Origin of the sequence: Desulfovibrio fairfieldensis, from assembly GCF_001553605.1 — a bacterium.
Taxonomy (GTDB): domain Bacteria; phylum Desulfobacterota; class Desulfovibrionia; order Desulfovibrionales; family Desulfovibrionaceae; genus Desulfovibrio; species Desulfovibrio fairfieldensis.
In genome coordinates this window covers 1,049,803-1,076,318 of record NZ_CP014229.1, presented here as the reverse complement: position 1 = coordinate 1,076,318, position 26,516 = coordinate 1,049,803, and the positions used below count along the sequence as shown (strand labels likewise).

Below are 26,516 nucleotides of genomic sequence, written 5' to 3'. Positions count from 1 at the left end.
CTGGAAACTTGGCGTCACCAACGGGATTTGAACCCGTCTTAGCGGCTTGAGAGGCCGCCGTCCTAACCGGATAGACGATGGTGACAGCGCGTTTGTAATAGTTGGAACGGGCCGCTTTGTCAAGTGCCCGCGTGAGATATCCGGTCCGCAAAGAAGGCGTTGCCGGAACAGCGGCCATGATGCTATGTATGCCCTTGGCCCGAACGACGGCACGCAATCCATCTCGCGTGCGCCACGTCATTGCTTTTCCCGCCAGAGAAGGAAACAACGCCCATGAAAACTGTCCTCCGCCTCCTCCTGCCCGTGTTCTGCCTGATGCTGCTTACGGCCTGCGGCGGCAAACAGGTACCCACCCGCGAGGGAGATCTGCCCCCCTGGATGGGCACGCTGGCGGATCTGCGCCAATTTCCGCAGGATCTGAACGTCTACGCCAAGGCCGCCGGCCCGGACAAAGCCCTGCTCGACGCCGGGGAACAGGACGCACAGGACGCGCGCTTCAACCGGATTTTTTTCGGCCCCTGGGACATGGGCAAAACTTCCATGCGCAAACGCGATGTGGCGGCCATTTTCCGTCGGGCGCGCGGCTTCAAACGCGACGACATCCGTTGGTCCCAGACGGAATGGGATCAGATAAGCCGCAACGCTCATCTGCGGACCTTTCCCTCGCGCGCGCAGGCCGCCATTACCGTACGCAATACGGACCTGCGTGAAATGCCCACCCACGAAACCCGCTTTTCCGAGCCCACGCCCGATTCCAGGGCCAATCCCTTTGATTATTTCCAGTATTCCCTGCTGCCGCCGGGCACGCCGCTGCTCATCGCGCATACCAGTCTGGACGGACGCTGGCATTTTGTGGAATGCCCGGTGGCCGGAGGCTGGGTGGACGCCAAGGACGTGGCCCTGGTGGATCAGGAATTCAAAAGCGTCTGGCGCTCGGGCCGTTACGCGGCCCTGCTGCGCGACAAGGTAACCCTGCCCGGCGTCGGCCCCAATGGCGGCGACGGCCAGGCCAATATCGGTACCATGCTGCCCCTGAACAGCGAAAGCGCGGAAGGCGGCCTGCGGGTGCTGGTGCCGCTCAAGGGGCCGGGCGGCATGGCCCGCAGCGCGGAAGTCGTTCTCGCCAAAGGCGACGCCGCGCCCAAGCCTCTGCCCCTGACCCCCGGCAACGTGGCCAAGGTCGGCAATGTGATGATGGGCCAACGCTACGGCTGGGGCGGCATGTTCGGCGACCGGGACTGCTCCGCCCTGACCCGCGAGCTGTTCACGCCCTTCGGCCTCTGGCTGCCGCGCAACTCCGGGGCGCAGGCGCGCATGGGCGTGGTGCAGCCCTTGGAAGGCCTGAGCGCCAAGGAAAAGGAAGCCCTGATCCTGAACAACGGCGTGCCGTTTTTAAGCCTGGTGGGCATGCGCGGGCATATTACCCTCTATGTGGGCAAGTACAAGGGCCGGGCCGCCATCTTCCACAACGTCTGGGGCGTGCGCACCATTGAGGACGGCAACGACGACGCGCGCTTCATCATCGGCCGGGCCGTGGTCACCTCCATCACGCCCGGCGCGGAGCTGAAAAATCTATACCGGCCCATGACCTTTGCCGACCGGCTGCGCACCCTGTCCACCCTGACGGGATCACGCCCGTGAACCGTATTGAGCTGCTGATCACGGCGGACACGGCCGGGCGACGCCTGGACCGCGTCCTGCGGGACGCCGCGCCCGGCCTTTCGCGCGCGGCCCTGCAAAAGGCCGTGCTTGCCGGGCGCTGCCTGGTGGACGACCTGCCCGTGTCCCGGCCTGACGCCAAAACCCGTCCGGGTCAGCGAGTGCTGCTGGAGTTGCCGCCAACGGAAAACGCGCTCAGCCCCGAGGAAGGCCATCTTGAACTGCTCTGGCAGGACGAAAGCCTGGTGGTCTGCAACAAGCCCGCCGGACTCACCGTGCACCCCTGCCCTTCCTGCCCGGAACACACCCTGGTGCAGCGCCTGCTGGGACGCTTTCCGCAACTGGGCAGACTGGAAGGCCTGCGCCCCGGCATTGTCCACCGTCTGGACAAAGATACCAGCGGCCTTTTGCTGGTGGCCCTGACCGAACCCGCGCGCCTGGCGCTGAGCGCGGCTTTTGCCCGGCGCGAGGTGCACAAGGAATATCTGGCCCTGGTCAGCGGCCTGCCGCCGGAACAGGGGGAATGCCGCGAGCCCCTGGGGCGCCATCCCACGGCCAAGATCAAAATGGCCGTACTGCCCGAAACGCGCGGCGGCAAGCCCGCGCATACCACCTGGAAGCGGCTCTGGAATACGCCGGATCAACGGGTTTCCTTGCTGGCCGTGCGCATCCATACCGGGCGTACCCATCAGATCCGCGTGCATCTGGCCCATCTGGGCCATCCCCTGCTGGGCGACAAGCTGTATGCGCCCGCGCCGGTGCGCGAGCTGGCCCCACGCCAGATGCTGCACGCCTGGCATCTGGCCTTCAGCCATCCGGACAGCGGAGAGGAAATGCATTTCGCCTGCCCGCCGCCCGACGACCTGCTCCAGGCGGCTCTGGCGGCCTGCCGCCGGATGCGGCGGGTGATCGTCACCGGCAATCCGGGTAGCGGCAAGTCCGCACTCACCCGGCATCTGGCGGCACTGGGCCTGCCCTGCGTCAACGCCGACGCCCTGGTGGCCGGGCTGTATGCGCCGGGCGGCGAAGTCGCCGCATGGCTGGAACGACGTTCGGGCCGGGACCTGCTGGCGGAGAACGGCGGCGTGGACAAGACGGCCCTGCTGGCGGCCATGCGCGCAAACCCGGCCCTGCGCCGCGAAGTGGAAGAGCTGGTACACGCCCTGGTGCGCGTCGCGATTAAGGATTTCTGGCAGGCGCAGGAAGCGGCGGGCGCTGCTCTGGCCGTGGCCGAAGTGCCGCTGTATTTTGAATGCGGCTGGCAAGCAGCGTTCAATCCCGCGCCCCTGACCGTGGGCGTGCACTGCCCTCTGCCCCTGCGACTGCAACGGATCATGACCAACAGGGGCTGGAGCGAGGAAAAGGCCGCCGCCCTGGAAGCCTGGCAATGGCCGGAAGCCCGCAAGGAGGCGGCCTGTGATCTGCTGGTGGACAACAGCGGTTCGCCGGAGGCGCTGGAAAATGCGGCTAGGGATCTGACCGGCCGTCTGGAGGACCTCCGCCGGGAAGAGGAAGCGGCGCGGCGGCGCGCGCTGGAAGCGCTCTGGCAGTGATGCCCGCTGGTGCGGACGGCGGCTGGATCTGAAAACTGCCGCCGCTTCCAGGGGCTGTTTGCGAGCGAAGATTTTCGTTCCTCGGCAGGAAAGACGAGTCCCGGGCGGTGGGGTCTGTTCAAACCCGCCGCGCGAGGCGAGCGACGCAGCCCGCGGACAAAAGAACATGGCGGCGGGTTAATGAGGGCTGACCCTAGGCAAGCGGGTCCGGCAAGGGTTCGCAGCCGCTGGAAAGCTCCATCCTACCGATTCTGGCCTCAAGGCGGGCCACGCGTTCGCGCAGGGCCGCGATTTCCTCCATCAGACTGTCTTTTCTGGCATAAAGCCGTCGGTTTTCATCCATCAGTTCATCGCGCTGGCGTTCCACGCGGTCAAGTTTTTCCTCCAGCCTGGCACAGCGGAAATCCTCCTGAGCCCAGGCCGCCGGGGCGGCGGCCGGTTCGTGCGTTCCCACCCGCACTTCCCCTTTCCGCATGGGCCCCAGACCGGTCAGAAGCCATTCGATATTCACACCGGAAACCGAGCAAATTTTTAACACGACCTCGCTGTTGGGCAGATTTATGTCCCGTTCATAGAAACCCAGAGCCCCTTTGCTGATCTGTATAGCATGGGCGAAGGCCCCCTGCGACTGTTTCCCGCGAGCTAGTTTTATGCGCTGCCCAAGTGTAGAATTCATGGGTAAAAGTTCCACTGCTCAAGAGACTATCTTCACAATTCAAGCCAGAATACTACTAATATTCTGAAATAATTGGAGATAAAACTTTGAACAGAATTTTAATATTTTACCCACAATTCTAATTGAAAAAAGCAGAATTCTATTCTAAAAAAGAGTTGTGGGCGGTTGAAGTCGTAACACATCGCACCTTGGACTTTAGCCGCCTGCCTTTTCAAAATCAACGTCTGGGCCATACTGGAGTTCAATCTTGCCAAAATAACGGCGTTCCACAGATGTCTGTTTGCTTATTTCGAAAATGAGTTCCAGGCGGCTGACACGCAAGAAGCTTTTCTGCCTGAAGAATTGTCCGCTTGACATGGTCCCATCTAGCCATCTATACTACTTATTCCGATGCTAGGAAACGCAGCAAACTCCTTGTGGTGAATGTATGCCGACTACCGCGCAGTTCTCGGGGGAACACTTTTCTAATCCGCTGGCCTTGGCATTGGAAATATCAAGCTTCGCCCTTCTGAACGACCGCAAAGAGCCTTTTCTCAAAACAGCTCTGGCCAGTATCGGCGAATCACTGCACTGCGGCCAAGTTTGTCTTTTTGAGTACGAAAATAAGACTTGGCGGGAGCCGCTCGTCTGGTTCAATCAAGTTCTGGAGAAAGCCCACGGCGCTTCTCCTCCCGCCGACACGGAACTCCTGGCGCCCATTCTCGACATCCTGCTGCAACGCAAAAGTTTCTGCGCCACGGACACCAGCCTAATGCCCGCCGGTCCGCAGCGGGATCTTTTATTACAGCTCCAAGTCAAATCTCTGTTCTGCCTGCCCATTCTATATGACGGCCAGCTGTTCGGGGGCATCTGCCTTCTGCACCGCGTGGCCCCACGCCAGTGGACGCCGGAGGATGCCGGCATCTGCCATTTGCTGGGCAATATGCTGGCAATTACCCTGACGCATTTCCGCCTTTATGAGCGCCTGCGCCACAAACACGACCAGCTGTGCGACATTCTGGACGCCTTTGTGGACCCGGTCTACATCATTGATATGGAGAGTTACGAGCTGCTCTTCCTGAACAAGAGCGTGGAGGCCAGCTTTCCCAAACCTGAAGGGCCGATGGGCAATATCTGCTACAAGCGCCTGCAAGGGCGCGACAGCCCTTGCCCCTTTTGTACCAACGCCATCATCGCCTCCAGAAACGAACCCTACCAGTGGACCTATGAAAACGAGCTCACCAAGCGGACATACACGGTGGTGGACAAAGTCATCCACTGGGATACCGGGCATCCCGTGCGCCTGTCCATAAGCACCGACGTCACCGATCTTCTGCGAACGCAGCACGAAAAACAGGCGGCCGTAATAGCTTCCCAGGCCAAAAGCGAATTTCTGGCGCATATGAGCCACGAAATCCGCACGCCCATGAACGGCATCATCGGGCTTACCCATCTAGCCCTGCAAAGCGATCCTTCACCGGAACACAAAGACTATCTGCACAAGATCCGCTCTTCCGCCACCAGCCTGCTGGCCATCATTAATGACATCCTGGACCTCTCCAAGATCGAGGCCAACAAGATGGTCCTGGAAAACGTCAATTACACCATGGAAGAAGTGCTGGATTTCGTCTATACTTCCATCCGTTTCCCGCTGGACCAGAAAGGGCTGGAATATATCTGCGAAGTGGCCGACGACGTGCCGCTCAAGCTTTGGGGAGACGGCCTGCGCCTCAAACAGGTGTTGCTCAACCTGCTGAGCAACGCGGTCAAATTCACTTCCAAAGGCAGCGTACGGCTGCGCATCCGACGGGAAAACAGCGACGGCCAAGATCTGCTCCATTTTATGGTCACGGATACGGGCATGGGCATCAGCCGGGAATACCAGCAGCATCTCTTTGACCCATACACCCAGGCCAATGCCAGCATTGCCCGCCGTTTCGGCGGCACGGGCTTGGGCCTGAGCATCTGCAAGCGCATCGCCGGTCTGATGCGCGGCAATTTATGGTGCGAAAGCGAGCCGGGCAACGGCAGCACCTTTCATCTGAGCATCCCCTGTATCCTTTCGCGAAAGCTTCCGGGTGCCTGCCCGACCGTCCAGAGCTCTCTGCCTCTGCCCGGCGGAGCCCGGATTCTTCTGGTGGAAGACAATGAAATCAACCAGGAGATCGCCCGCGCCATGCTGCATCAGCTGGGCCTGGATTGCGATCTGGCCCAGAACGGCAAGGAAGCCGTAAGCATGGCTCTGGCAAAGGACTATGACCTGCTGCTCATGGACGTGCGTATGCCGATTATGGACGGGCTGACAGCCACCCGGCTGATCCGCGAGAAACTGACCGTCAGGGAAAAATCCTCTACGCTGCCCATTGTCGCCATGACCGCCGCCACCCTGCCCGAGAATATCGACGAGATTCTGGACGCGGGCATGGACGATCATATCTCCAAACCCTTTGACGCGACCGTGCTGCGCAACAAGCTCGCCTACTGGCTCAAGCGCCGCTGAGCCCCGGATTTCCCTCCCATGCCCGCCGCCAGGATTCCTAAAACCAATGCCGCCCGCCTGCTGGAAGGGCTGGGCATTCAGTTCAGTCTGCACCACGTCGAGGTGGACGAAGAAGATCTTTCCGCCGTGAGCATGGCCCGCAAACTGGACGCCGAACCGGAACGCGTGTTCAAAACCCTGGTGGCCAGGGGGGACAAAAACGGGGTGCTGATGGCCTGCATTCCGGCGGCCGCGGAACTGGACCTCAAAGCCCTGGCAGCGGCTTCGGGCAACAAGCACGCGGAAATGGTGCCGCTCAAGGAAGTCCGCCCGCTCACCGGCTATATCCGGGGCGGCTGCTCCCCGCTGGCCGCCAAAAAGGCCTACCCTGTCCTGATTGACCAAAGCGCCGCGACACACGAACGCATCTACGTGAGCGCCGGTTTGCGCGGCGTGCAGATCCAGCTTGGGCCCAACGACCTGTTGCGCGCCACGCAAGGCGCCTATGCGCCGCTGACCCGCTCGGCCGACTGAAAAAACAGCCGGACCAGACCCATCCCCAGTCCCAAAGAAACCGGGCCGCCGGGCCGCCCGGAGGCTTGCCGCCGGACAGACGCCGGGCAGCGGGATTTCCCGACCAAGAACAGGATTGTTACCGGACTGCCCCGCCGCGCGCGAGACGTGCGGGTGGACGCGCCGGGGGCTGTTTTCCCATCAGGAAATTCCGGCCTTCCGCAAGGAGCGCAGGCTATAGGGGAAACCCGCATACAGCCGGGGACGTCCTGGTAAAAGCATGTTTTTTTGCGAAGGGGCTTAATGAGGGCTGACCCTAGAGCAGATTAACTTTGAAATTTTACAAATTTCAAAGTTGGCATTCCGGCGAAAAACGCGGTTTTGCCCAGCTTGAGGGTATCCAGAAACGTGCTCAGCGTATTGACATTGATGTCGATACCCACCACGCCCAACAATGTGTCGCCCCGGCGCACGCTTTTGGCCACCGTGATGACTAAGGTTGCCGTTGTCGGACTGATAGAATTCAGTCAGCACCACGCCGTCGCTTTTTTGGGCCGCCTCATACCAGGGACGCTTGCGCGGATCAAAGCCCGCACTCAGCGTGTCGTCCGGTGCCTGTACGAAACCGCCGCCCCGCGTGCCGTAATAAATCAGCTCGAACTGCGGGACCTTGATGAAGGTACTGCATTCGTCATAGAGCACGCGCTCCGGGCCGCTGAGTTCCGCGCCCAGAGGTTTGACGCTCTCGGCGCTGGCTGCATAGGACGTCACCTGCCCGTCGGCCTCGGCCACAGACGGCAGTTGAGCGAGAATGTCCACAATGCCCTTGGAGTTGCCGACCAGTTCGCTCAGGTACTGTCCGGCCAGCCGCAGGCGACCGCCCGCGTTGGCGCTGAAATCCTCCACCGCCGCCTTCCGGCTCTGCCAGAAGGCCAGCAAAGCGCAGCCGCCAACGGCCACGCAAGGGAGACAATGATGGAACTCAGAATTTTATTACGAATAGTCATGTTATCCCTGCCGCTTATGAATAGCTCTGAATAACTTATCGACCTACAGTGATTTTTCCAAAAGGGCAAAACGGGAAACACCGTGGTATTTTTCCAGGGCATAAAAGGAACCCCCCGGCATAGCCGGGGGTTCTTCATATGCGCCTGTAAGGCTTTCTTACCAGCTGCGCCCTAGCAGGCGCTCTTGCGATCTGACATTTGCATTTCTGTTACTTGCGGCCCGTAAACGGGCTCCTTGGGTAGGGTAGGCTCAACTGATCGCCAAGTTTATCCGACTCCAGCTGATGCTTGATGTAATCCTGAATCTTGGCCTTATTCTTGCCCACTGTATCGACGTAATACCCACGGCACCAAAATTCTCGATTGCGGTATTTGAACTTCAAATCCCCAAATTGTTCATAGATCATGAGACTACTCTTACCCTTTAGATAGCCCATAAAACTCGACACACTCATTTTGGGGGGAATCTCAAGCAGCATGTGGATGTGGTCTGGGCAACATTCTGCCTCCACTATTTTTACATCCTTCCATTCGCACAACTTGCGCAGAATTTCGCCAATGGCGCGCTTCTTTTCACCATAGAACACCTGGCGGCGATATTTAGGCGCAAAAACAATGTGATATTTGCAGTTCCACCTTGTGTGGGCTAAACTTTTGGCGTCACCCATCGTGACCTCCTTTTGATTTGTTGACTCGCAGTTGCCAGACCGCGAGACTTTTTAACAAATCAAAAGGAGTTTTACTGACATGGGCAAAGCTGTAAGCTTTTTAGAACCCCCCGCCTAGCGGGGGGTTTTCTCCATACAAAAAACTTCCGGTCCCGAAGGACCGGAAGTCAGGTATCGTCTATTCAGAAAGGAAGATGCGTTATACTTCCTCGCTTAAGCGGCGGAAGCTTTTTTTGGCGGCTCCGCAGACCGGGCAGCGCCAGTCGTCAGGCAGATCCTCAAACTTGGTTCCGGCTGGAATTTTATGCCGTTTGTCGCCCCGGTCGGGATCATACATATAGCCGCAATTAACCATCTGACAACGCCAGATATCCTTGGGATCAGCCATACGGACTCCGGCTTTATTCGGCCTCGGCGCCGTTCACAAAGCCCTTGGACGGCCCGATGTCGGAAGGCGTACCCGCGATTTTGGCCAGGAAGGTGTCGCCCAGCGTCTTGATATGGTTGGAGGTGTTTTCGTAGTAGTTCAGATGGATCTGCTCTTCGTCGATGATCCGCTCAAACAGGCGGGCGGTCACGTTGTCGCCTTCTTCCTCACAGATCTTGATGAACTGATTATACGCCTCAATGGTGTTGTCCTCAAGGTTTACGTCGTCTTCATAGATGACGGGCACAGCCTGGCCGCCTTTCACGCTGCCGTCTTTCTGGGCCGTGGGTTCGCCGCCCAGTTCCTTGATGCGCTCGGCGAAGTCTTCGGCGTGGCGCATTTCGTCAATGGCGATCAGCTTCATGTTGGCGGCCAGTTCGCCATAGTCCTTGTCGCTGAGGTTGTAATGCTGGTTCATATACTGATGAATGGCGAAGAGCTCCATGCTGCGGGCCTTGTTGAGCACTTCGATGACTTTTTCTTTGCGGGTTTTTTTATTGGCTGCCATGATATTACTCCTTGGCGGGTTGAATATGGAAAACACGTACATGCTAACCTTATTTGTACAAAAGGCAAGTCGCCACACCGATCGGAAAAAAATTTTTTCCGCCGGGAAAGCGCACCCCGCCCCGGCCGAATCAACTATTGCACATCGTTCTGACGGCCCGCGCACTCGTCGCAGATGCCGTCAAACTCAATGCGCGAGCCCACGATGGAAAAAAAGCCCTCCACCTGGATGCCGTCCACCGGGGGCGTGGCCAGGGGCTGCATCACATCGCCGATACGCCCGCAACGCAGGCAGCGCACGTGCTGATGCCAGGAAATGTCCCCGTCAAAACGCTTGGTGGAACCGGCCGCTTCCAGACGGCGAATTTCGCCGCTGTCAGCCAGAAAATCAAGGTTGCGGTACACAGTGCCCAAGCTGATGCGCGGCAGGCGCTCACGTACAATACTGTAGAGCTCATCGGCAGTGGGATGGCTCTTGGTTTTGCGTAATTCTTCTAAAATCACGGCACGTTGCCGTGTCATTCTGGTCTGGACTTGAGCCATAACAGCCTCCATAATTTAGTAAAAATTACTGTTATCGGAGTGGGCTGTCAAGCCCCGATCCAGTGTCCAATGTAAAAAATCAGACACCCAAAACCCGCAGGATGTTGCGGCCGCGCATTTGTAATCAGGCATCAGCCATCCGCAAACAACTTTCAGCGCCGCCCGCAAAAAAGAGCCGCGCTCAGGGCCGGTCCACCAGCAGCACGGCCAGATCCATGACATTGGTGCGGGTCGGCCCGGTGATCAGCAGGTCGCCGCTCAAGGCCAGGGCCGCGTTGCTGTTGTTTTCGGCCAGCAGGGCGCGGGCGGCCTCACGGCCTCCCATTCGGGCGACGCTGTCGCTGAAGGCAAAGCCTCCGGCCGCGTCCGTGGGGCCGTCCGTGCCGTCCGTACCCGCGAAAAGGGCGCAGACGCGCGGCTGGCCCTCCAGCTCCAGAGCGGCGGCCAGGGCCATTTCCTGATTGCGGCCTCCCCTGCCCCGGCCTTGGATGGTCACCGTGGTTTCTCCGCCCGCCAGCAGACACAGGCCCTTGCCGCCCTGACCCGGAGCTTCCGCGCGGCGCCGGGCTTCGGCAGCCAGTTCCACGGCCTTTTGCCGGGCCTCGCCCGTCAGCCGGTCGGTCAGCACGTAGGGAATGTAGCCGCGGGCCTCGGCGGCGCGGGCGGCGGCATCCAGGGCCTGGCGGTTGGTGGCCGCCAGAATGTTCCGCACCCGACCGAACAGGGGATCGCCCGGCTTGGGCGTTTCCGGCGCACGCCCGGCAAGGCCCGCGCGCAGATAGTCCCGCACCGCCGACGGCAAGCGGGACTCCAGACCGAAACGTTCGAGTATTTCGCGGCAATCGTCAAAACTGGAGGCATCCGGCGCGGTGGGGCCGGAGGCGATGACGTCCAGCGGGTCGCCCACCACGTCGGAGACGATGACGCTGAGCACCGTGGCGCGCCCGGCGGCGCGGGCCAACTGCCCGCCGCTGAAGGCCGAAAGATGTTTGCGCACCGCGTTGAGTTCATGGATGGTCGCGCCGCAGTCCAGCAGCAACTGAGTGGTCTGCCTGAGATCCGCGAGACTCAGGCCCGGCGCGGGCGCGGGCGTCAGGGCGCTGGCCCCGCCCGTGAGCAGGCAGATCAGCAGATCCCGCTCCGTGGAGGTCCGGGCCATCTCCAGCATGCGGCCGGTGGCCCGCACTCCGGCCTCGTCCGGCACGGGATGCCCGGCTTCGGCCTGGCAAATGCGCTTCAAAGGCAGGCCGTGGTCATACTTGACCACCACAAAGCCCTGGTCCAGACGCTCGCCCAGCATGTCTTCCAGAGCTTGGGCCATGGGCGCGACGCCCTTTCCGGCACCCAGTACCCGCACCCGGCGGTCCGCCAGGTTCCAGCGGCGGCCGTCGGCCACAAGCTCGCCCCTGCCCGCGCCGTCGAGGCGCACATGGCGCAGCAGCGCGGCATCCGGAGCCACAGCCTTCAGGGCCGCGTCAAAGACATGCCGCAAGATTTCACGCTGTCCTTCCATGCCCTTCCCGTCTGGACAAAACGCCAGAGAATGTAACACGTGAAATGCCCGTTTACGGCGAGCAAGGCCCGCCTGCCCACATTTCGCGGCAAGGATTTGCAGGCAAATCCTTATAGAGCAGTCGACGCATTGCATGCGTGAACTGCTCCCCAAAACGCGTGTCACGCCCGTGCGTAAAACCCCGGACCGGCGTAACCGGCATATGAGTGGATGCGGTGTACTTTAAGAAAGGTTTTCACAAGCGTCAAGACGACGCCGGGCGGGAGCCCACCCCCCGCCCGGCGTCGTCCGCGCGCGTCGGCTGCGGCGCTCGGTTGTCAGCGCCCGAAGGTGCATTTGGGGAAATCGCAGCTTTTGCACTCCAGACAAAGACCGCCATGCCCCAACAGGGCCAGGTCGGCCCGGCTCATGGGCACATTGGCCAGCAGGCGCGGCAGCATCAGATCCAGGGCCGTGGTCTTGTAGAACAGCGCGCAAGCGGGCACGCCCAGCACCTGGGCTCCGCCGATGCGGCCCAGCAGGGTCATGGTTCCGGGCAGCACGGGCAGGCCGAAGCTCAGGTCCGTCAGCCCGGCGTCCAACAGGGCCTTGCGGGTCACGTCGTCCGGGTCCACGGACAGACCGGCGGTGGTGATGATCAGATCCGCGCCCAGATCCAGCAGTTGCGCGAGAGCCGCGCCGATGGCCGGAGCGTCGTCCGGAGCCACACGCTCGCCCACCACGGTGCAGCCCAGGTTTTCGGCCTTCTGGCGGATAATGGGGGCAAAGCGGTCCTGGATCAGGCCCTGAAAAACCTCCGTGCCCGTGACCAGAGTGCCCACCCTGGCCTTGCGCATGGGACGCACCCGGAACAGCGGGCCGCCGTCCAGCAGGCTCAGGGCCTTGAGAAAGACCGGCCGCGCCAGCAGCAGTGGAATGGCCCGGCTGCCCGCCAGACGCGCGCCCTTGCGCACCACGCTCATGCCGTGGCGCGTGGCGCACATCACGTCCGGCAGCATGTTGAAGGCCGCGAGCCGCTCCCGGTCCACCTCGAACAGGCCGTCCCGCTCGGCGCGGAAATTGATTTTGCCCTCACTGGGCTCGCCCTGGGGCGCGACGCCCTCGCCGGGCATGAGCTCGGCAAAAGCCCTGACCGCCGCGTCCTCGTGCACGAAGTCCGGATTGTCCCCGGCGGCCTCCTCGGTATAGACCCGGAAGCGCCCCATCTGCTGCAAGCGGCAGATGTCGCCCACATCGATGTTCTGCCCGGCCTTGAAGACCGCGCCCTTGGACTGTTGCGGCACAATTTTGGTCATGTCGTGCAGAACGTGCTGGCCCACGGCCTGCTCCACGGGCACCGCCGTGAGCCGGGGCTCCTGGAAGGCCAGACCGGGCCCCTGCTCATAGGGGCTGTCGCCCTGGCAGGAACGGCAGATCCGGCCGAAAGCCGCCGGATACCATTCACCGCAGAGCGGACAGCGCACAATGGCACCCTTGCCCTTGCGCCGCAGCAATTCCGGTCTGATCTGAATTTTGCTCAGACTGAGCATGTCCATGGCCGCTTCGGCCATTTCCGCGCGCAGCAGCTCCGGCTCCTGCTCGGATTTGGGCTTTTCCTTCAGCAGCCAGATGCGGGTGTGCGGCCAGCGGTCCAGCTTGTCCACATCCAGACGCACCCGCACGCCCTCGCCCGTGTACTTGTCGTAGAGCGAAAGCGCGTAAATGCCGAAATTGCAGATGCGCAGCCAGCCGTTGCCCACAGTACAGGGCGTGAGCATCTGCACGGCGTCGGGCAGGCATTGCACGGTTTCGGAAACGGCGTCGAAAAGAATGCCCCCGGGCAGGGCGCGGCGGGCTTTTTCCACCATATAGCCGCCGATGATCACGCCCGGAGCCGCGTGGCCGTGAAACTTCAGCACTTGCGCAATAAAATCTTCATGCGACCACTGGCCGATACTCATAGTGTATTCCTTGTATGTTCCTTTACAGACAAAGAGAGGTGCCGACAGCGCGCACCGTCGGCTGAAAAAATCCGTTACCCGCCGTCCCCGCCGCCGTCTTTCGACCCGCGCCGGAACGCGGCGCGCAGGCTCCAGCGCAATGCGCCGCCGCGCGCGGCGCAGGCCTTGAGGCAGTCGCCGCACATTACGCAATCCCGCCGGGGCGGTCCGGCCGCCCGGCGCGGATTGAGCGCCAGAGAACAGGCCGCGCGGCAGGGCGTCTCGCCCCTACAGGTGCAGGCCGAAGCCCGCCAGGTCATGCGCAGTCCCGGCGCGCCTTGCGGCAGACAACGCGCGGCCAGACCCAGCAGCACGGACTGGGGGCAGATATAGCGGCACCAGAACCGTCTGCCGCCGAGCGCCTCCAGCGCAAGCGCCGCCACGGGCAGGGCCAGGGCGGAAAGCAGAATCAGCCCGTCCGCCCTGCCCGCTTCCTGCCGGGCAAGCAGGGGAGCCAGCGAAAGCTCGCCGGGCATGGACAGCAGGCTCAGCAGGGGAAAACCCAGCACCGCCGCGCCCACAAGGCCCAGCAGCACAATGCCCGCCCTGCCCCTGAAGGCCGCATCCCGTCTGTCCCGCTGCCGGGAATCAGACTCTTTATGCCCGCCGGACACGCCCGCCGCGCGCCGCCGCAGGCTGGACACCAGTTCGGATAAAAAGCCGTAGGGGCAGATCCAGCTGCAAAATACCCGGCCCAGCAAAAGCGCCAGGCCCAAGGACAACACGGCCCCCAGCAACAGGCGGGGCGCGGGCGCGAAACCGCCCACGGCCACCTGCAGGGCCGCCACGGGATCGGCAAAGGGCAGGCCCCCGAGATCAAGGGCGAAAAGGCTGCCGCTGATCAGGGTGAATTGGTGCGCGCCCGGAGCGTTGAGCCAGGGGAGCAGGCAGAATACTAACGCGGTCAGCGTTTGCGCGCAACGCCGTATGCCGACATAGATTGCCGGGGAAGAGGTCATGCGCCGCCTCCGGGAGCCTTGAGCGTCGGCGCGGCCGTGGGCGGCACGCCCGGCGCGGATGCGGGCAGCACTTCCACGGCCTTGACCGGGCAGACATATTCACAGACGCCGCAGCCCACGCAGGCCGTGGTTACGGCCGGAGTAATGCCCCCGGACAGGACCACGGCCTTGCCGCGCAGGGGGCAGCGGTCATAGCAGGTCATGCAGATGGTGCCGTCCGTGTAATTATGGCAGCGGTCCCGGAGAATATAGGCCCGCCCCATGCCCGCGCGGTGCATGTCCGTGATCGAGGGGTCCAGCGCGCCCGAAGGGCAGACCGGCGGGCATTTCATGCACAGCCGGCACGGTGCGCGACGCGGCGTCACGCGCGGGGTGCGCCGTTCACGCCCGAAGCCGCCCATCAGTTCAAGACACTGGTGCGGGCAGACTTCGACGCACTGGCCGCAGCGCACGCACAGCCGTGTGAAATCCTTTTCCGCCGCCGCGCCCGGCGGACGCAGCGGCGGGCGGAACAGACTCACGAAGGCTCTCCCTCCGGCACGCTCACGCGGCGCCGGTGCCCGCGCGCGCGGTGCGGCGGACAGGCCATATGGCCCTGCCCGTCCAGGTCTTCCTCATAGTTCACATAGGCCACGTCCAGTTGCCGCACATGGTCAAGGCCGTTCAGGCTTTCCAGATCGGCCTGCAGGCGCCGGGACGGGCTTTCCAGCACCGCCGCCAGCCTGGAATCGTCCTCCAGCTCCTGAACGTCCACAATGCCGGGAAAGGCCCGCAAGGCCTCGCGTGTTTCCGACAGACGCCCTTCCGTCACGCTGAGCACTATACCCGCGATAGCCATCGAATACCTCCTGGAGCAGATTAACTTTGAAATTTTACAAAGTTCAAAGTCGGCATTCCGGCGAAAAAAGCGGTTATCATTGCTGTCGATCCCCGTATGGCTCCGTTGTCGCCAACGGGAACAGCCCTTCGGGTGCCTTCGGTCGCTTCACCGGAATCCACGCCTTGTCGCAGCGCGCCGCACCGTGTACGGCGTTAGAGCAATTTCACTATGAAATTGCTCCGGGAATAGTTGCCCTCAGGCTTTGCGAATCCGCGCCGCGCAGATCTTGTACTCCGGTTCCTGTGAAGCCGGATCAAAGGCGTCCAGGAAGAACTTGTTGACCAGCTTCTTGGGATCAAAGAACGGCACGGCGATCAGGCCGGGACGGCAGACGTCGCTGACTCTGGCCGGCAGTTCCATGGCGGCGCGCCGGGTTTCCACGATGACCGTGTCGTCCTGCCTGATGCCCGCCTTTTCCGCGTCCTGGGGATTGATTTCCACATAGGCCGCCGGATTGGCTTTCTGCAGTTCCGGCACCTTGCCGGTCATGGTGGCGGTGTGCCAGTGGTCGATGACCCGCATGGAGGTCAGGTAGAGCGGGTATTCCGCATCCGGCTCCTCGGCCGCGCCCTTGTAGGGCCGCATCCAGATCACGGCCTTGCCGTCCGGTTTGCCGTAGAAGAAGAAACGGTCGGGATGGTCGGCGGGCACATTGGGGTCCTGACCGCGCACGTAGCGCAGATTGGTGCCCGGATGGTCTTCGCCGGGGCAGGGCCAGATCAGGCCCGATTCCTTGCGCAGACGGTCGCGGGTCATGCCCGAGAAGTCATAGGTGGTGCCCTTGGAAACCATGCGCCATTCGTTCCAGACGTCCTCGGCGTTCCTGAAGTTCACCAGCTTGGGGTCCACTCCCGCGCGTTTGGCGAATTCCACCAGGGTGTTCACGGTCGGACGGCACTGGGCCGGCGGCTCCACGGCCTTTTCGGTCAGGGCGTAGCGTCGTTCGCCGCAGCCGTAGACGCCGTCGCGCTCGCACCAGAAGGCCGGGGCCAGAACCAGATCCGCGAATTGCAGGGTCACGGCGTCCGGGAAGGCCTCGATGCAGACAATGAAGGATTCCGGATTGGACATGGCCTTGTGGAACTTGTTCAGGTTCGGCAGGGTCTGGGCCGGATTGGTCTCACAGATGAGCATGCACTTCACGTCGCCCCTGCCCAGGGCTTCGAACAGGGCCACGGTGTGGTAGCCGGGCTTGGGCGCGATGCGCCCTTCCGGCAGGCCCCAGAGCTGTTCCATTTCGGCCCGGTGCTTGGGATTGACCACCATCCGCCCGGCGGGCAGCAGATGGGATAATGCGCCGCCGTCGCGCACGCCGCCGCAGGCATTGGGCTGTCCCGTGAGCGAGAAAGGCGTGGCGCCGGGGCGGCAGATCTGGCCCGTGAGCAGATGCAGATTGTGGATCAGGTTGTTGGCGAAAACCCCCTGCACCCGCTGGTTGATGCCCATGCACCAGAGGCTCATGGTCGCCGGGGATTCGGCAAAGGCGCGGGCCGCCGCGTAGATCTGCTCCACCGGGATGCGGCAGATTTCCGCGGCCTTTTCCGGCCGGAAGTTCTCCAGAAAGGCCTTGTAGCCCTCAAAATCCGAGGGTTTGCCGTCCACGCCCATGAAGTTGACGTAGCGCTGCCAGAAGCGGGGATTGTCCAGCTCCTCATTGATGATCACCCAGGCCATGCTGTGCATGAGCGCCAGGTCCGTTCCCGGCCGGAAGGCAATGTGCAGGTCCGCGATGCGCGAGGTATTGGTGCGGCGCGGGTCGGCCACGATGATTTTGACCCCCGGCTCCATCTGCTTGCGGCGGGCAATGCGCCGGAAGAGCACGGGATGGGCTTCCGAGGTGTTGGAACCGATGATGAAGAAACAGGAGGCATGGTCGATGTCGGCATAGGTGCCCATGGGCTCGTCCTTGCCGAAACTGGTCAGATAGCCGCCCACGGCCGAGGCCATGCACAGGCGCGGGTTGCCGTCCACATTGTTGGTGCCGAAGCCGCCCTTGAAAATCTTGTTGGCCACATAGGTTTCTTCGGTCAGACACTGGCCCGATCCGTACCAGGCCACGGAATTGGGGCCGTAAGTGTCGATGCTGGCGCGGAACTTCTTGGCCATCAGATCCAGGGCCTCGTCCCAGCTGACGGGCTCCAGCTTGCCGCCTTTCTGGCGGCGCAGCATGGGCTGGGTCACGCGCTCCCTGGAATTGAGCACCGGAATAAGCATGGAGCCCTTGAGACAGAGCAATCCGGCGTTGTGGTTGTTGGGATCGCCCTGGATGGCGACGGCTTTGCCGTTTTTGACGCCGACCATGACGCCGCAGCCCGTGCCGCAATAGCGACAGACGCCCTTGACCCATTTATCCGGCCGGTTGTCGTCCGCAGCCTGGGCCAGGCCCGCGAGACCCGTGCCCGAAGCCGCGGCCACGGCGGCAGACATGGCAAAACAGCGTAAAAATTCACGACGGGAAGCATTCATATGTTCAACCTCGTTGTTGCTGGCGTGTCCGGTATGCCGATCCTTATATGGTCCGCGGGCATTACAAATCCGTCTTGGCGCTGGGCAGGCGGTACTGGTAGGCGCCGCCGTGCATGGCGCTCTGATGGTGCGGGTGACAGGTGCTGCAATCATTGCGCTTGCCGAATTTGGCTTCCATGCGTCCGATGGACAGGGAATGGCAGCGGGCGCAGACTTCCACGCCGGGCACGCGGGTAAACGGCAGCGAGCCCTTGCCGTCGGGCATGCCGTGACAGGTCTGACAGCGCACCAGGGTGACGCCGTGCTTGCTCTCATACCATTCCTGGGCCACGCGCGGGGTGGCCTTGGCATGGCAGGCGTAACAGTCGCCCGCCATCTGCGGCGCATCCAGATGCTTGGCCGCCTCGCAGCGCACAGCGGGGAAAGCCCAGGCCATGTACAGAAAATAGCCGCCCACCAGCACAATCACTGCGAGCAGGGAAAAGAGCAGTATTTTACAGTAGTTCATGACCGGCTCTCCTTGAGTTTCTGTGCGAACTTCTGGTTATGGGGAATGCGCTCGTCAAAAACGGGCAGATGGGCGAGATTCTGATGGCAGCCCACGCAGCCGCTGCGCGCCCGGCCGTTTTTGCCCAGGTAATTGTCATGAGCCAGCTGGCCTTCCTTAGAAACAGGGCCGTCGTTCTTGGCGTTTTTGCTCAGATCCTGATGACAGGCGCGGCAATTGGCGTCGTCCGTAAAGCGCCGGGCCACGGGCTGCATTCCGGCCCGGTCCAGATCCTCGCCGCCGTCCAGGTTGTGCACCCAGAGGTCCTTGAGTCCCAGCCAGGCCTTGGCGCCCAGCATGCGCGCCAGATTGCCCGAGGGGATATGGCACTGCGAACAGGAAATGTCTTTGCCCTGGGCGTCCTTGGCGTGGGACGAGAGCTTGAGCTCATCCTGGTAAACGCGCATCTCGTGACATGACAGGCAGAATTCCGTGCCGGAGGTGTAGGCCACCCCCGCGCCCGCCAGAACAACGCACGCCGCAAGGATTATGCCGCCCACAATCCAGACGCGTTTTCGAGGATACGGCATGGGCTTTTCTCCATGGCTGATGGTGCGGCCGCCTGTGCGGCCGGAAAAAAACGCTCTCTCAACCCGGATGCGCCGCAGACCGCCGATTTGCGTCTTTGCCCCAAAGACATCCGTCCGGTCCGTTGCGCCCATGCCGCCCGCCTCCCCACAGAGTCACGCGGCCAAGGCTGAGAACTTCTTCCAATGAAACGGGATTGCTGGGAATTCAAAAGCAATCGGCATGCCAACAGCACGCTTTTAAAAATAATTGTGATTTCAACGGATAAGAGAAAAAGCTCACAAGCGGCAAATCAGAATTTTCAGAAAAATCTGACAATTGTCATAAGATCATGACAAAATGCCAAGAAAAGCAGAACCATAAACGCGTAACGCGCCGCGCAGGCACGGCGCGTTACGCGCAAAACGGGAAAAAACGCATCAATCCGAACATCAAGTCGAAGAAGGTGGGGATAAAGACGACGCATCGCCTGCCGCTCCGGGAGTTCGCCGCTTATTTCATGAACGGCAACGCAGCGAGCATTTTTTCAGACTGAGGGTGCCCCAGGGCGTGTACTCCGTGAAACATATCCCGGCGCCATCAACTGCGCGGCAACAGCCATGAGAGTTCCGACAAGGTCCTGAATCCCGGCCTTGCCCCGCTCCGATTCGATATGTTCTCCACCAGGAGGGAGCGGAATATGGCGGGATCAGGCCCGTCAAGGTCCGGATAGACGCGGCGGCACATAGCTCCTTGCGGCTTTGCGACATGTGTCGCCTGGCCCTAGTCTTCCAGATCGGGATGATAGATGACAAAACGGTCGCGACCGCGCCGCTTGGCCTCATAGAGGGCCAGGTCCGCTTTTCTGTAGAGTTCGTCGAAGGTTATGCCGTCCTGGGGATAGCGGGCGAGCCCCAGGCTGCCGGTGATGCTCAGGCCCTCGCCGTAGTCCCTGGCCGCCGCCCCGCGCAGCACTTCCAGGCGTTTTTCCAGTTCCGGGCCGCCGGGGATATGCGGCAGAAAGACCACGAATTCGTCGCCGCCGAGCCTGCCGCAGAGGTCTTGGCGGCGCAGCACGTCCCGCAGGGATTCCGCCACTTCCCTGAGAACCTCGTCCCCGAACTGATGGCCCCGGCTGTCGTTGAGCAGCTTGAAGTTGTCCAGGTCCAGCATGATCAGGCCATGTTCGGCTCCGGCCGGGCCCTGGCGCAGCAGTTCCGTCACCCGGCTGACCACGGTGCCCCGGTTCAACAGCCCGGTCAGCGCATCCAGCTCGATAAGGCTGCGCAACTCCAGGTCTTTCTTCTTCTGCGCGTCAATGTCCTTGACCAGAATAAAAGCCTTGACGTCCTTGGTGAAAGGGTCCGGAATGAGCTGAATGCTGGCCACCACCCAGAAGAGACTGCCGTCGGCATGGAAGCGCCGGTGTTCGATCTGTATTTCGCGCTGGCCGCTGTAATATTTCCCCAGCAGTTTTTCCCGGTCAAAGCTACTCAGATACTCCGGCAGGTCGCCCTCATAGACATAATGGCTTGAAATATACTCCACCGTGCCGGAAAAGGACTTCACGTCTTCCGGAAGCGCGCCGGAGTTGCGGCGCTCGTTGCCTTCGTAAATATTCTTGGTCAGATTGAATTCATAATAGCCGATGCTGTTTTCCTGCTGATCCTTGAAGGTCTGGATCCATTTCTGATAGGCCAGCTCTTTTTCGTGCTGTTCGGTGACGTTTTCATAGGAAATGATTGAGCGCTGGGGCTTGCCTTCGGCGTCGAATATCAGCGTGTACCTGCCCGTGAACCATTCAAAGCGGCTCCCGGTCTTCAGCTTCACGCTGGCGCTGCCGCTGGGGATGCCCTGCTGCATGGAATGATAAAAGTGGAGCAGACTTTCAACGCTCTCCCCGGCCACAAGGCCGTTGGCCACGAAACTTTCGGGCACATCGGGCATTTCCGTGGGCACGCCCAGAACGGCGGCGGCGTCTCCGGTCTGGAACAGGGTATGGCTGACCGGATCGTACACGGCCATGATCTTGTCCGTGTGCTGAAAGGCGATACGGCTTTTTTCCTCGCTGAGGCGCAGATCCTCTTCCATCCGCTTGCGCAAGGTAATGTCAAAGAGCACGCAGGTCAGGTAGCCGGGTTCCGCCGGATCATGGTGGCAGCGGACCAGAACCCAGGCCAGTTTTCCGGCCCTGTTGACAAAACGGTGTTCCAGTTCAAAGGCCGCGCGGCCGCGCGCGATGCTTTCCCGCACCGTGCTCCGGATCATCTCCAAGTCCTGCGGATAGCTGTACTTTTCCACGCTAGTCAGGCCCAGTTCAACGGCCTCGGCGGGCGAGCAGCCCATGATGGAATAAAAATAGGTGTTGGCGTAGACAAAGGACATTTCTTCGTCAGCGGTCACCCGGCAGATGCCGCAGGGCAGGGAATTCATCAGGCTCTGCAACTCCCGGCCGCGCCGCTTGACCTGCTCCCGCAGCGCCACTTCCCCGGTCATGTCCAGGCAGACGCTGACGGTGATGGCCTGTCCGTCCCCGGAGACGGTTTCCCTGCCCATCTCGCGCAGCCAGACCGTGCCGCCGTCTTTTTTCAGAACCCTGTATTCCGCGCTGAACTCCCGCCGCTCGCGCGCGGCCTCGTCCACGCTCTTTTGCACCAGTTCCCGATCTTCGGGATGGATGATTTCGGCATAACGGCCGCCGGTTTTTTCAAAAAATTCCGCGTGGCCATAGCCCACATAGGCCAGAAAGGCCCTGTTGACGTAGACCAGCGGATACTCCGGCTCCGCGCGGCAGATCACCAGGGCGCTGCTGAGCCCGTCGCCGCTGATCCGGAAAGGGGTGCCGGACTCGGCCCGGCCGGAGGTAAAATCAATGTCCAGTTCAGCAGTCATGATCCTTCCGTTGCCGGGCCTCGTCCCCGGCAAGCCAGTGGTTTAGCTTTTCCCGCAATTCCGCGGGGTCCAGCGGTTTGCTGATATGATCATTCAGGCCCCCGGCCAGGCTGCGCCGCACGTCCTCCGGCGCGGCACCGGCCGTCATGGCGATGACGGGAATGCGGCTCACGGCTCCAGACATGGCCCGGATGCGGCGGGTGGCCTCCAGGCCGTCCATTTCCGGCATCTGGATATCCATCAGCACGCAATCGTAACGCTCCCGGCTGATCAGGTCCAGCGCCCGGCGGCCGTTTTCGGCCACAGCGCAGTCCACGCCCAGACGGCGCAGCAATTCCCGCACGATTTCCTGATTGATGGCATTGTCCTCGGCCAGCAGCACGCGCTTGCCGGGCGGCAGCGCCTCCAGGGGCCGGCTTTCGGCGTCCGTGCCGGGTCGGGCCCGCGCGGCCCGGGCCAGGGGCAGCAGAAAATGAAAAACACTGCCTTTGCCCGGCTCGCTCTCGCACCACAGCTCCCCGCCCATCAGCCGGGCCAGTTGCCTGCTGATGGCCAGACCCAGGCCCGTGCCGCCGAAGCGGCGGGAAATGCTGCTGTCGGCCTGGGTAAAGGGCTGGAAAAGATTCTCAAGCTCGCCGGCGCTGATGCCGATGCCCGTGTCCCTGACCATGAAGTGCAGAAACGCGGCGCCGTCCCTGCAATCCGTATCCACATCCAGGCTGATGCCGCCTTGGCTGGTGAACTTGAGGGCATTGCCCAGCAGGTTGATCAGCACTTCGGTGATGCGCAGGGCGTCGCCTCTGAGCCAGAGCGGCACGTCCGGGGCCAGGTTGACCGAAAAGGAAAGCTGTTTTTCATGCACCTGGGCGCTGAGCATGGCCCGCAGATTCTGCACCAGTTCATCCAGGGCAAAATCTTCCGCGCAAATATCGAGCTTGCCCGCCTCGATTTTGGAAAAATCCAGGATATCGTTGATAATGCCCAGCAGGCTTTTGGCCGAGAGCCTGATTTTGCGCAGATACTCGCGCTGGCGCGGCGCGGGATTGTCGTCCAGGGCCAGATAGGTCATGCCCAGAATGCCGTTCATGGGCGTGCGGATCTCGTGGCTCATACGGGCCAGAAATTCGCTCTTGGCCCTGGTGGCGGCCTCGGCCAGCTCCTTTTCGCGCTGGGCCTCCAGCACGTCCGTGACGTCCATGGCAATGGAAAGACGCACCCTGCGGCCGTCCTCCCAGCGGATGAGCCGGTCCACAATGGTGTAAGTATGGTTGGACAGGGGGTTGACATGGACCCAGTGGTGCGGGCTGTCCGGATTGTCCCGGCCGCGCAGGAAGGCGTTGGTGCAAAACGGACACGGCGCGTCCAGGCCTTGGAAACGGGCGAAGCAGCGCGCGTCCCCGCCCGGCCGCAGCGGAAAATGTTCGTTCAGGGCCTTGTTGCTGAAAAGCACCTCGTAAGTATCCATGTCGGAGATATAGACGGGTTCCACAAAGGCATCCAGAATATCGGCCAGCTGACGGCTTTTGCGGGCCAGACCGGCACGCTGCCTGAAATTCAGGTCCGCGCCGCACAACACATTGGCTACGGCCACGGCCATGTTGATCATGCTCTCGGTCCAGCGCACATGGCGGTTGCAGATATCCACGCCGAAGAAACCGTCCAGCGCGCCGTCATGGCGCAGGGGCACGGCCAGAAGCGAGCGGATGCCCTGAAGCAAAAGCAGCTCGCGGGTCCGGTCATGGGGGACGCGGCGCACGTCCTCGATACACAGGGGCCGCCCCTGTTCGAGAGCGCTCACGAACCAGCCGACCTCTTCGGGCGGGATATTCTGAAGCGCGGATGACTGCGGCGCGACGCCCTCGGCGCACCATTCGTAGGTATTGTGCCAGAGGCCGTTGCTTTTCCGGAAAAGATAGACCCGGCCCGCCTCCAGACACTGCCCCAGTTCCCGCAGGGCGTTGTTGAAAAAAACATCCCGGTTCTGGCTGACCAGGGCCTCGCTGGAGACTTTGGCCAGCAGCAGGGAAAGCTTCTCGGACGCGGCGGCTTGCGCAAAAGCCGCGCTTGTGGTGTCGGACATGTTTTCTCGCTCTCGTGAGTTCAAGCCGAATGCCCGCTTGCGGGCATCGTGCGGCAAGGCTACGTGGACAGATCTTGCCGGGACTTCAGCATGCCAAGTTCAAAATGCCGTCGGCTCCGGAGCGTGTGGACAGCACGTTTCCGCAGCCGCGCCTTCAACGCGCCTCGCGGCGCAACACCTCCAGACCGGCCTGGGCAGCACCCCACAATCCACTGTTTTTATTCTCAATCAGATAGATGGGCACGGAGCGGATCAGGGAGGCGAACTGCGGGGTGGTGTACAGCTCCCGCAAAAAATAGTCGCTGGTGACGCTGAGGGGATTACGGCTGGCAATGCCGCCCGCGATCCACAGGCCGCCACGGCACAGGGTAGTCAGAATCCAGTTGCGGCAGGCCCGGGCATAGAAGCGCGAATACCAGCGCAGGGTGGGGGTATCCCGGCTGAGGGCGCGCTCGCCCACTTCGCGGGCTTCCAGAGTTTCGCCGCTGAGATAGCGGTGCAGCAGGCCAAGCCCCCTGCCGGTGAGAATGTCGTCGCCGCGCGCGAAAGGATAGCCCAGTTCCCGGCAGACGAATTTGTGAAAATCATTTTCCTCGTCGCCCACAAAGGGAAAGGAGGCGTGCCCGCCTTCGGCGGCCACCGGCAGCCAGCCGCCGCGCCCGTCATGCACCAGGGAGGCGGTGCCCAGACCCGTGCCCGCGCCCAGCACGCCCCGGCTGGCCGTGGGCGGCACCTCGGCCTGCTCCGTGGGCCTGACCACGCAACGCGCCTGCTCCCCGATTTCCGTCAGGCAGCCGTAGGCTTCGGCGGTAAAGTCATTGATGACCAGAGCGCGGGGAATGCCGTAGCGCTGTTCCAGGCCCGTGAGATCCACGCGCAGGGCGCCGTTGGTCAGGCCGCCGCGCAGGCCGTCGCTCACCGGCCCGGCCAGGCCCAGAACAAGCATGTCCGCCGTGCGCAGGGGCGTTTCCAGCTCGCGCTCCAGGGCGACAAGCACCATGTCCGTATCCAGCAGGCCCGCGGACCTGATCCAGACCACCCGCTCCTGGCGGAGACGGCCCTGATCCAGGCTGAAGGATGCGAAACGGCAATTGGTGCCGCCGATATCGGCTGCGAGAATGCGCTGCATGGGGTCTCCCGGCTGCAATGCGGTCAAAGCGGGCGGAACAGGGTTCGGGCCGGATTTCGTCAGGCTCAGCTCCTGTCCGAGCCCATCCGGCGTACCAGATTGGTGGTGCTGCACCCGTCCATCAGCCCGGCCAGATGCACGCGGCCGCCATATTCGCGCACCAGCTCCGCGCCCACCACGGTTTCCACGGTATAGTCGCTGCCCTTGACCAGCACATCGGGCCGCACCCGACGGATCAGCTCCAGGGGCGTGTCCTCGTCAAAAAGAACCACCGCGTCCACGCCCTGCAACGCGGCCAGAAGCAGCGCGCGGCTCTGCTCGTTCTGGATGGGACGGCCGGAGCCCTTGAGACGGCGCACCGAGGCGTCGCTGTTCAGGCCCACCACCAGGCGCTCGCCCAAGGCCGCGCACTGGCGGATCAGGGAAATGTGGCCGGGATGGAGCAGGTCGAAGCAGCCGTTGGTGAACACGATGCTCGCGTTTCCGCGCCGCCACTCCTCCAGTTTTTCCAGCAGATCGGGCAGGCTGTACAGTTTGGGATTGTCGGCGTTCTCGCGCAGGGCCAGGTTGAGTTCGCTCAGGGCCACCGGCGCGGTGCCCGGCTTGCCCACAGCCACACCGGCCGCCGTATTGGCCACGAGCGCGCTTTCCTCCCAGTCCAGGCCCTTGGCCACGCAGGCCGCCAGGGTCGCGATGACTGTGTCGCCCGCGCCGGACACGTCGGCCACCTCGCGCACGGCGGCCCGGATGTACCGCGGCGGTCTGTCCGGGCTGAACAGGGCCATGCCCTTGGGGCCGCGCGTAAGCAACAGGCGCTCCAGGCCGTGGCGTTCGCGCAACGCGGCGGCCAGGCTTTCCCGCTCCCGCTGATCCGGGCTATCGCCCGCTTCCAGGCCGCAGGCCAGGGCGAACTCCGCGCTGTTGGGCGTCACGCACTGCGCCCCGGCATAACGCCGCCACTGCCCGCCCTTGGGGTCCACCAGCACGGGAATGCCCCGCTCGCGGGCCGCCGCGATGACCGGTGCGCACAGGCTGTGGCCGTCCGCGCCGTCCAGCAGCACGCCCTTGCCGTAATCGGAGAGCACCAGCGCGCCGCAGCCCGGCAGGCGTTCCAGAACTTTTTCTCGCAGCAGCGCGCTTTCCTCCGGCCGCGGCGGGACGATCTCTTCTTCATCCAGGCGCAGCAATTGCTGCCCCTGGGCAATGATCCGGGTTTTGCGCGTGGTGCCGCGCGCGGCGGAATACACAAGGCCGTCGCCGATGCCTTCGGCGGCCAGTTCGCGGCGCAGGCCCTCTCCGGCCTCGTCGCGGCCCGCCAGGCCGACCAGTTCAACCCCGACGCCCAGCCGGGCGAGATTACGGGCCGCGTTGGCCGCGCCGCCCGGAACGGTCCAGCGTTTCCGCACGCAGGCCACGGGCACCGGCGCTTCCGGCGAAATGCGCCGCACCCGGCCGGAAATGTAGTGGTCGAGCATCACATCGCCCAGCACCAACACACGTACTCCGCTAAATTCCATAGCTCATTCCTGTTCCCGTGGATTGCCGACATGCGG

The 26,516-nt window shown here is 62.5% G+C and carries 23 protein-coding genes and 1 tRNA gene; 5 read left to right on the top strand and 19 right to left on the bottom strand.

All coding sequences use genetic code 11. From position 1 onward, the window contains the following. Positions 1-9: 9 nt before the first annotated feature. Positions 10-85 (bottom strand) — tRNA-Glu (locus AXF13_RS04580). A gap of 188 nt (positions 86-273) precedes the next feature. Here AXF13_RS04580 and AXF13_RS04575 point away from each other — a divergent pair. Both AXF13_RS04575 and coaE read left to right on the top strand, forming a co-directional pair. Next, positions 274-1,641 carry an NlpC/P60 family N-terminal domain-containing protein gene (locus AXF13_RS04575; RefSeq protein ID WP_062251814.1) on the top strand — a complete coding sequence of 456 codons (1,368 nt, stop codon included), beginning with the start codon at positions 274-276 and terminating at the stop codon, positions 1,639-1,641. Beyond that, positions 1,638-3,212: a dephospho-CoA kinase gene (coaE, locus tag AXF13_RS04570; RefSeq protein WP_062251813.1), complete on the top strand. Its 1,575-nt coding sequence runs from the start codon at positions 1,638-1,640 to the stop codon at positions 3,210-3,212. Before AXF13_RS04575 ends, coaE begins: the two co-directional genes overlap by 4 nt. A gap of 193 nt (positions 3,213-3,405) precedes the next feature. Here the strand turns inward: coaE and AXF13_RS04565 are convergent, their stop codons facing one another. After that, complete coding sequence (locus AXF13_RS04565) at positions 3,406-3,888, bottom strand: helix-turn-helix domain-containing protein (RefSeq protein WP_062251812.1); 483 nt, start codon at positions 3,886-3,888, stop codon at positions 3,406-3,408. A gap of 427 nt (positions 3,889-4,315) precedes the next feature. Between AXF13_RS04565 and AXF13_RS04560 the strand changes: the two genes are divergently transcribed. Together AXF13_RS04560 and ybaK are read left to right on the top strand one after the other, a co-directional pair. Then, positions 4,316-6,367, top strand: a complete 2,052-nt coding sequence (locus tag AXF13_RS04560) for an ATP-binding protein (RefSeq protein WP_062251811.1) — start codon at positions 4,316-4,318, stop codon at positions 6,365-6,367. Positions 6,368-6,385: 18 nt separating this feature from the next. Next, positions 6,386-6,880: a Cys-tRNA(Pro) deacylase gene (ybaK, locus tag AXF13_RS04555; protein ID WP_062251810.1), complete on the top strand. Its 495-nt coding sequence runs from the start codon at positions 6,386-6,388 to the stop codon at positions 6,878-6,880. A 279-nt stretch (positions 6,881-7,159) separates the two neighbouring features. Here ybaK and AXF13_RS16470 read toward each other — a convergent pair whose 3' ends face one another. From AXF13_RS16470 to AXF13_RS04490, 13 genes are all read right to left on the bottom strand, one after another. Continuing rightward, complete coding sequence (locus AXF13_RS16470; RefSeq protein ID WP_223299972.1) at positions 7,160-7,798, bottom strand: PDC sensor domain-containing protein; 639 nt, start codon at positions 7,796-7,798, stop codon at positions 7,160-7,162. 277 nt (positions 7,799-8,075) lie between these two features. Continuing rightward, the gene (gene tnpA, locus AXF13_RS04545; RefSeq protein ID WP_062251401.1) at positions 8,076-8,534 is read right to left on the bottom strand and encodes an IS200/IS605 family transposase; all 459 of its coding nucleotides are present in this window, start codon (positions 8,532-8,534) and stop codon (positions 8,076-8,078) included. Positions 8,535-8,733: 199 nt separating this feature from the next. After that, positions 8,734-8,922: a rubredoxin gene (locus AXF13_RS04540; protein WP_062251808.1), complete on the bottom strand. Its 189-nt coding sequence runs from the start codon at positions 8,920-8,922 to the stop codon at positions 8,734-8,736. A 13-nt stretch (positions 8,923-8,935) separates the two neighbouring features. After that, positions 8,936-9,469 carry a bacterioferritin gene (locus AXF13_RS04535; RefSeq protein WP_009302415.1) on the bottom strand — a complete coding sequence of 178 codons (534 nt, stop codon included), beginning with the start codon at positions 9,467-9,469 and terminating at the stop codon, positions 8,936-8,938. A gap of 134 nt (positions 9,470-9,603) precedes the next feature. Then, a complete protein-coding gene (locus tag AXF13_RS04530) occupies positions 9,604-10,011 on the bottom strand; it encodes a Fur family transcriptional regulator (protein WP_062251807.1) in 408 nt (135 codons plus the stop codon). A 181-nt stretch (positions 10,012-10,192) separates the two neighbouring features. Continuing rightward, complete coding sequence (locus AXF13_RS04525; RefSeq protein ID WP_062251806.1) at positions 10,193-11,524, bottom strand: glycerate kinase type-2 family protein; 1,332 nt, start codon at positions 11,522-11,524, stop codon at positions 10,193-10,195. Positions 11,525-11,841: 317 nt separating this feature from the next. Beyond that, the gene (locus AXF13_RS04520; protein ID WP_062251805.1) at positions 11,842-13,464 is read right to left on the bottom strand and encodes an FmdE family protein; all 1,623 of its coding nucleotides are present in this window, start codon (positions 13,462-13,464) and stop codon (positions 11,842-11,844) included. A gap of 74 nt (positions 13,465-13,538) precedes the next feature. After that, positions 13,539-14,462 carry a 4Fe-4S binding protein gene (locus AXF13_RS04515; protein WP_062251804.1) on the bottom strand — a complete coding sequence of 308 codons (924 nt, stop codon included), beginning with the start codon at positions 14,460-14,462 and terminating at the stop codon, positions 13,539-13,541. Further along, the gene (locus AXF13_RS04510) at positions 14,459-14,983 is read right to left on the bottom strand and encodes a 4Fe-4S dicluster domain-containing protein (RefSeq protein ID WP_062251803.1); all 525 of its coding nucleotides are present in this window, start codon (positions 14,981-14,983) and stop codon (positions 14,459-14,461) included. The genes AXF13_RS04515 and AXF13_RS04510 overlap by 4 nt, the downstream gene beginning before the upstream one ends. Next, a complete protein-coding gene (locus AXF13_RS04505) occupies positions 14,980-15,300 on the bottom strand; it encodes a chaperone NapD (RefSeq protein WP_062251802.1) in 321 nt (106 codons plus the stop codon). Before AXF13_RS04505 ends, AXF13_RS04510 begins: the two co-directional genes overlap by 4 nt. Positions 15,301-15,537: 237 nt before the next feature. Further along, positions 15,538-17,808 carry a nitrate reductase gene (locus AXF13_RS04500; RefSeq protein WP_062251801.1) on the bottom strand — a complete coding sequence of 757 codons (2,271 nt, stop codon included), beginning with the start codon at positions 17,806-17,808 and terminating at the stop codon, positions 15,538-15,540. Between the two features lie 61 nt (positions 17,809-17,869). Further along, positions 17,870-18,316, bottom strand: a complete 447-nt coding sequence (locus tag AXF13_RS04495; RefSeq protein WP_009302409.1) for a hypothetical protein — start codon at positions 18,314-18,316, stop codon at positions 17,870-17,872. Then, positions 18,313-18,885, bottom strand: a complete 573-nt coding sequence (locus AXF13_RS04490) for a cytochrome c3 family protein (protein ID WP_008684421.1) — start codon at positions 18,883-18,885, stop codon at positions 18,313-18,315. Before AXF13_RS04490 ends, AXF13_RS04495 begins: the two co-directional genes overlap by 4 nt. Positions 18,886-19,214: 329 nt before the next feature. Here AXF13_RS04490 and AXF13_RS16465 point away from each other — a divergent pair, with 329 nt between their 5' ends. Beyond that, entirely contained in the window at positions 19,215-19,418 is a 204-nt protein-coding gene (locus tag AXF13_RS16465; protein WP_150116071.1) for a hypothetical protein, read from the top strand. Between the two features lie 227 nt (positions 19,419-19,645). Here AXF13_RS16465 and AXF13_RS04485 read toward each other — a convergent pair whose 3' ends face one another. The 4 genes from AXF13_RS04485 to rfaE2 all read right to left on the bottom strand — a co-directional run bounded on the left by AXF13_RS04485 (position 19,646) and on the right by rfaE2 (position 26,480). Beyond that, the gene (locus tag AXF13_RS04485) at positions 19,646-21,754 is read right to left on the bottom strand and encodes a sensor domain-containing diguanylate cyclase (protein ID WP_062251800.1); all 2,109 of its coding nucleotides are present in this window, start codon (positions 21,752-21,754) and stop codon (positions 19,646-19,648) included. Next, the gene (locus AXF13_RS04480; protein ID WP_062251799.1) at positions 21,744-23,834 is read right to left on the bottom strand and encodes a GAF domain-containing hybrid sensor histidine kinase/response regulator; all 2,091 of its coding nucleotides are present in this window, start codon (positions 23,832-23,834) and stop codon (positions 21,744-21,746) included. The genes AXF13_RS04485 and AXF13_RS04480 overlap by 11 nt, the downstream gene beginning before the upstream one ends. Before the next feature lie 154 nt (positions 23,835-23,988). Beyond that, positions 23,989-24,963 (bottom strand): glucokinase, encoded by a 975-nt coding sequence (locus AXF13_RS04475; protein ID WP_062251798.1) that lies wholly within the window; start codon positions 24,961-24,963, stop codon positions 23,989-23,991. Positions 24,964-25,028: 65 nt separating this feature from the next. Further along, a complete protein-coding gene (rfaE2, locus tag AXF13_RS04470; protein ID WP_062251797.1) occupies positions 25,029-26,480 on the bottom strand; it encodes a D-glycero-beta-D-manno-heptose 1-phosphate adenylyltransferase in 1,452 nt (483 codons plus the stop codon). Between the last annotated feature and the right edge of the window lie 36 nt (positions 26,481-26,516).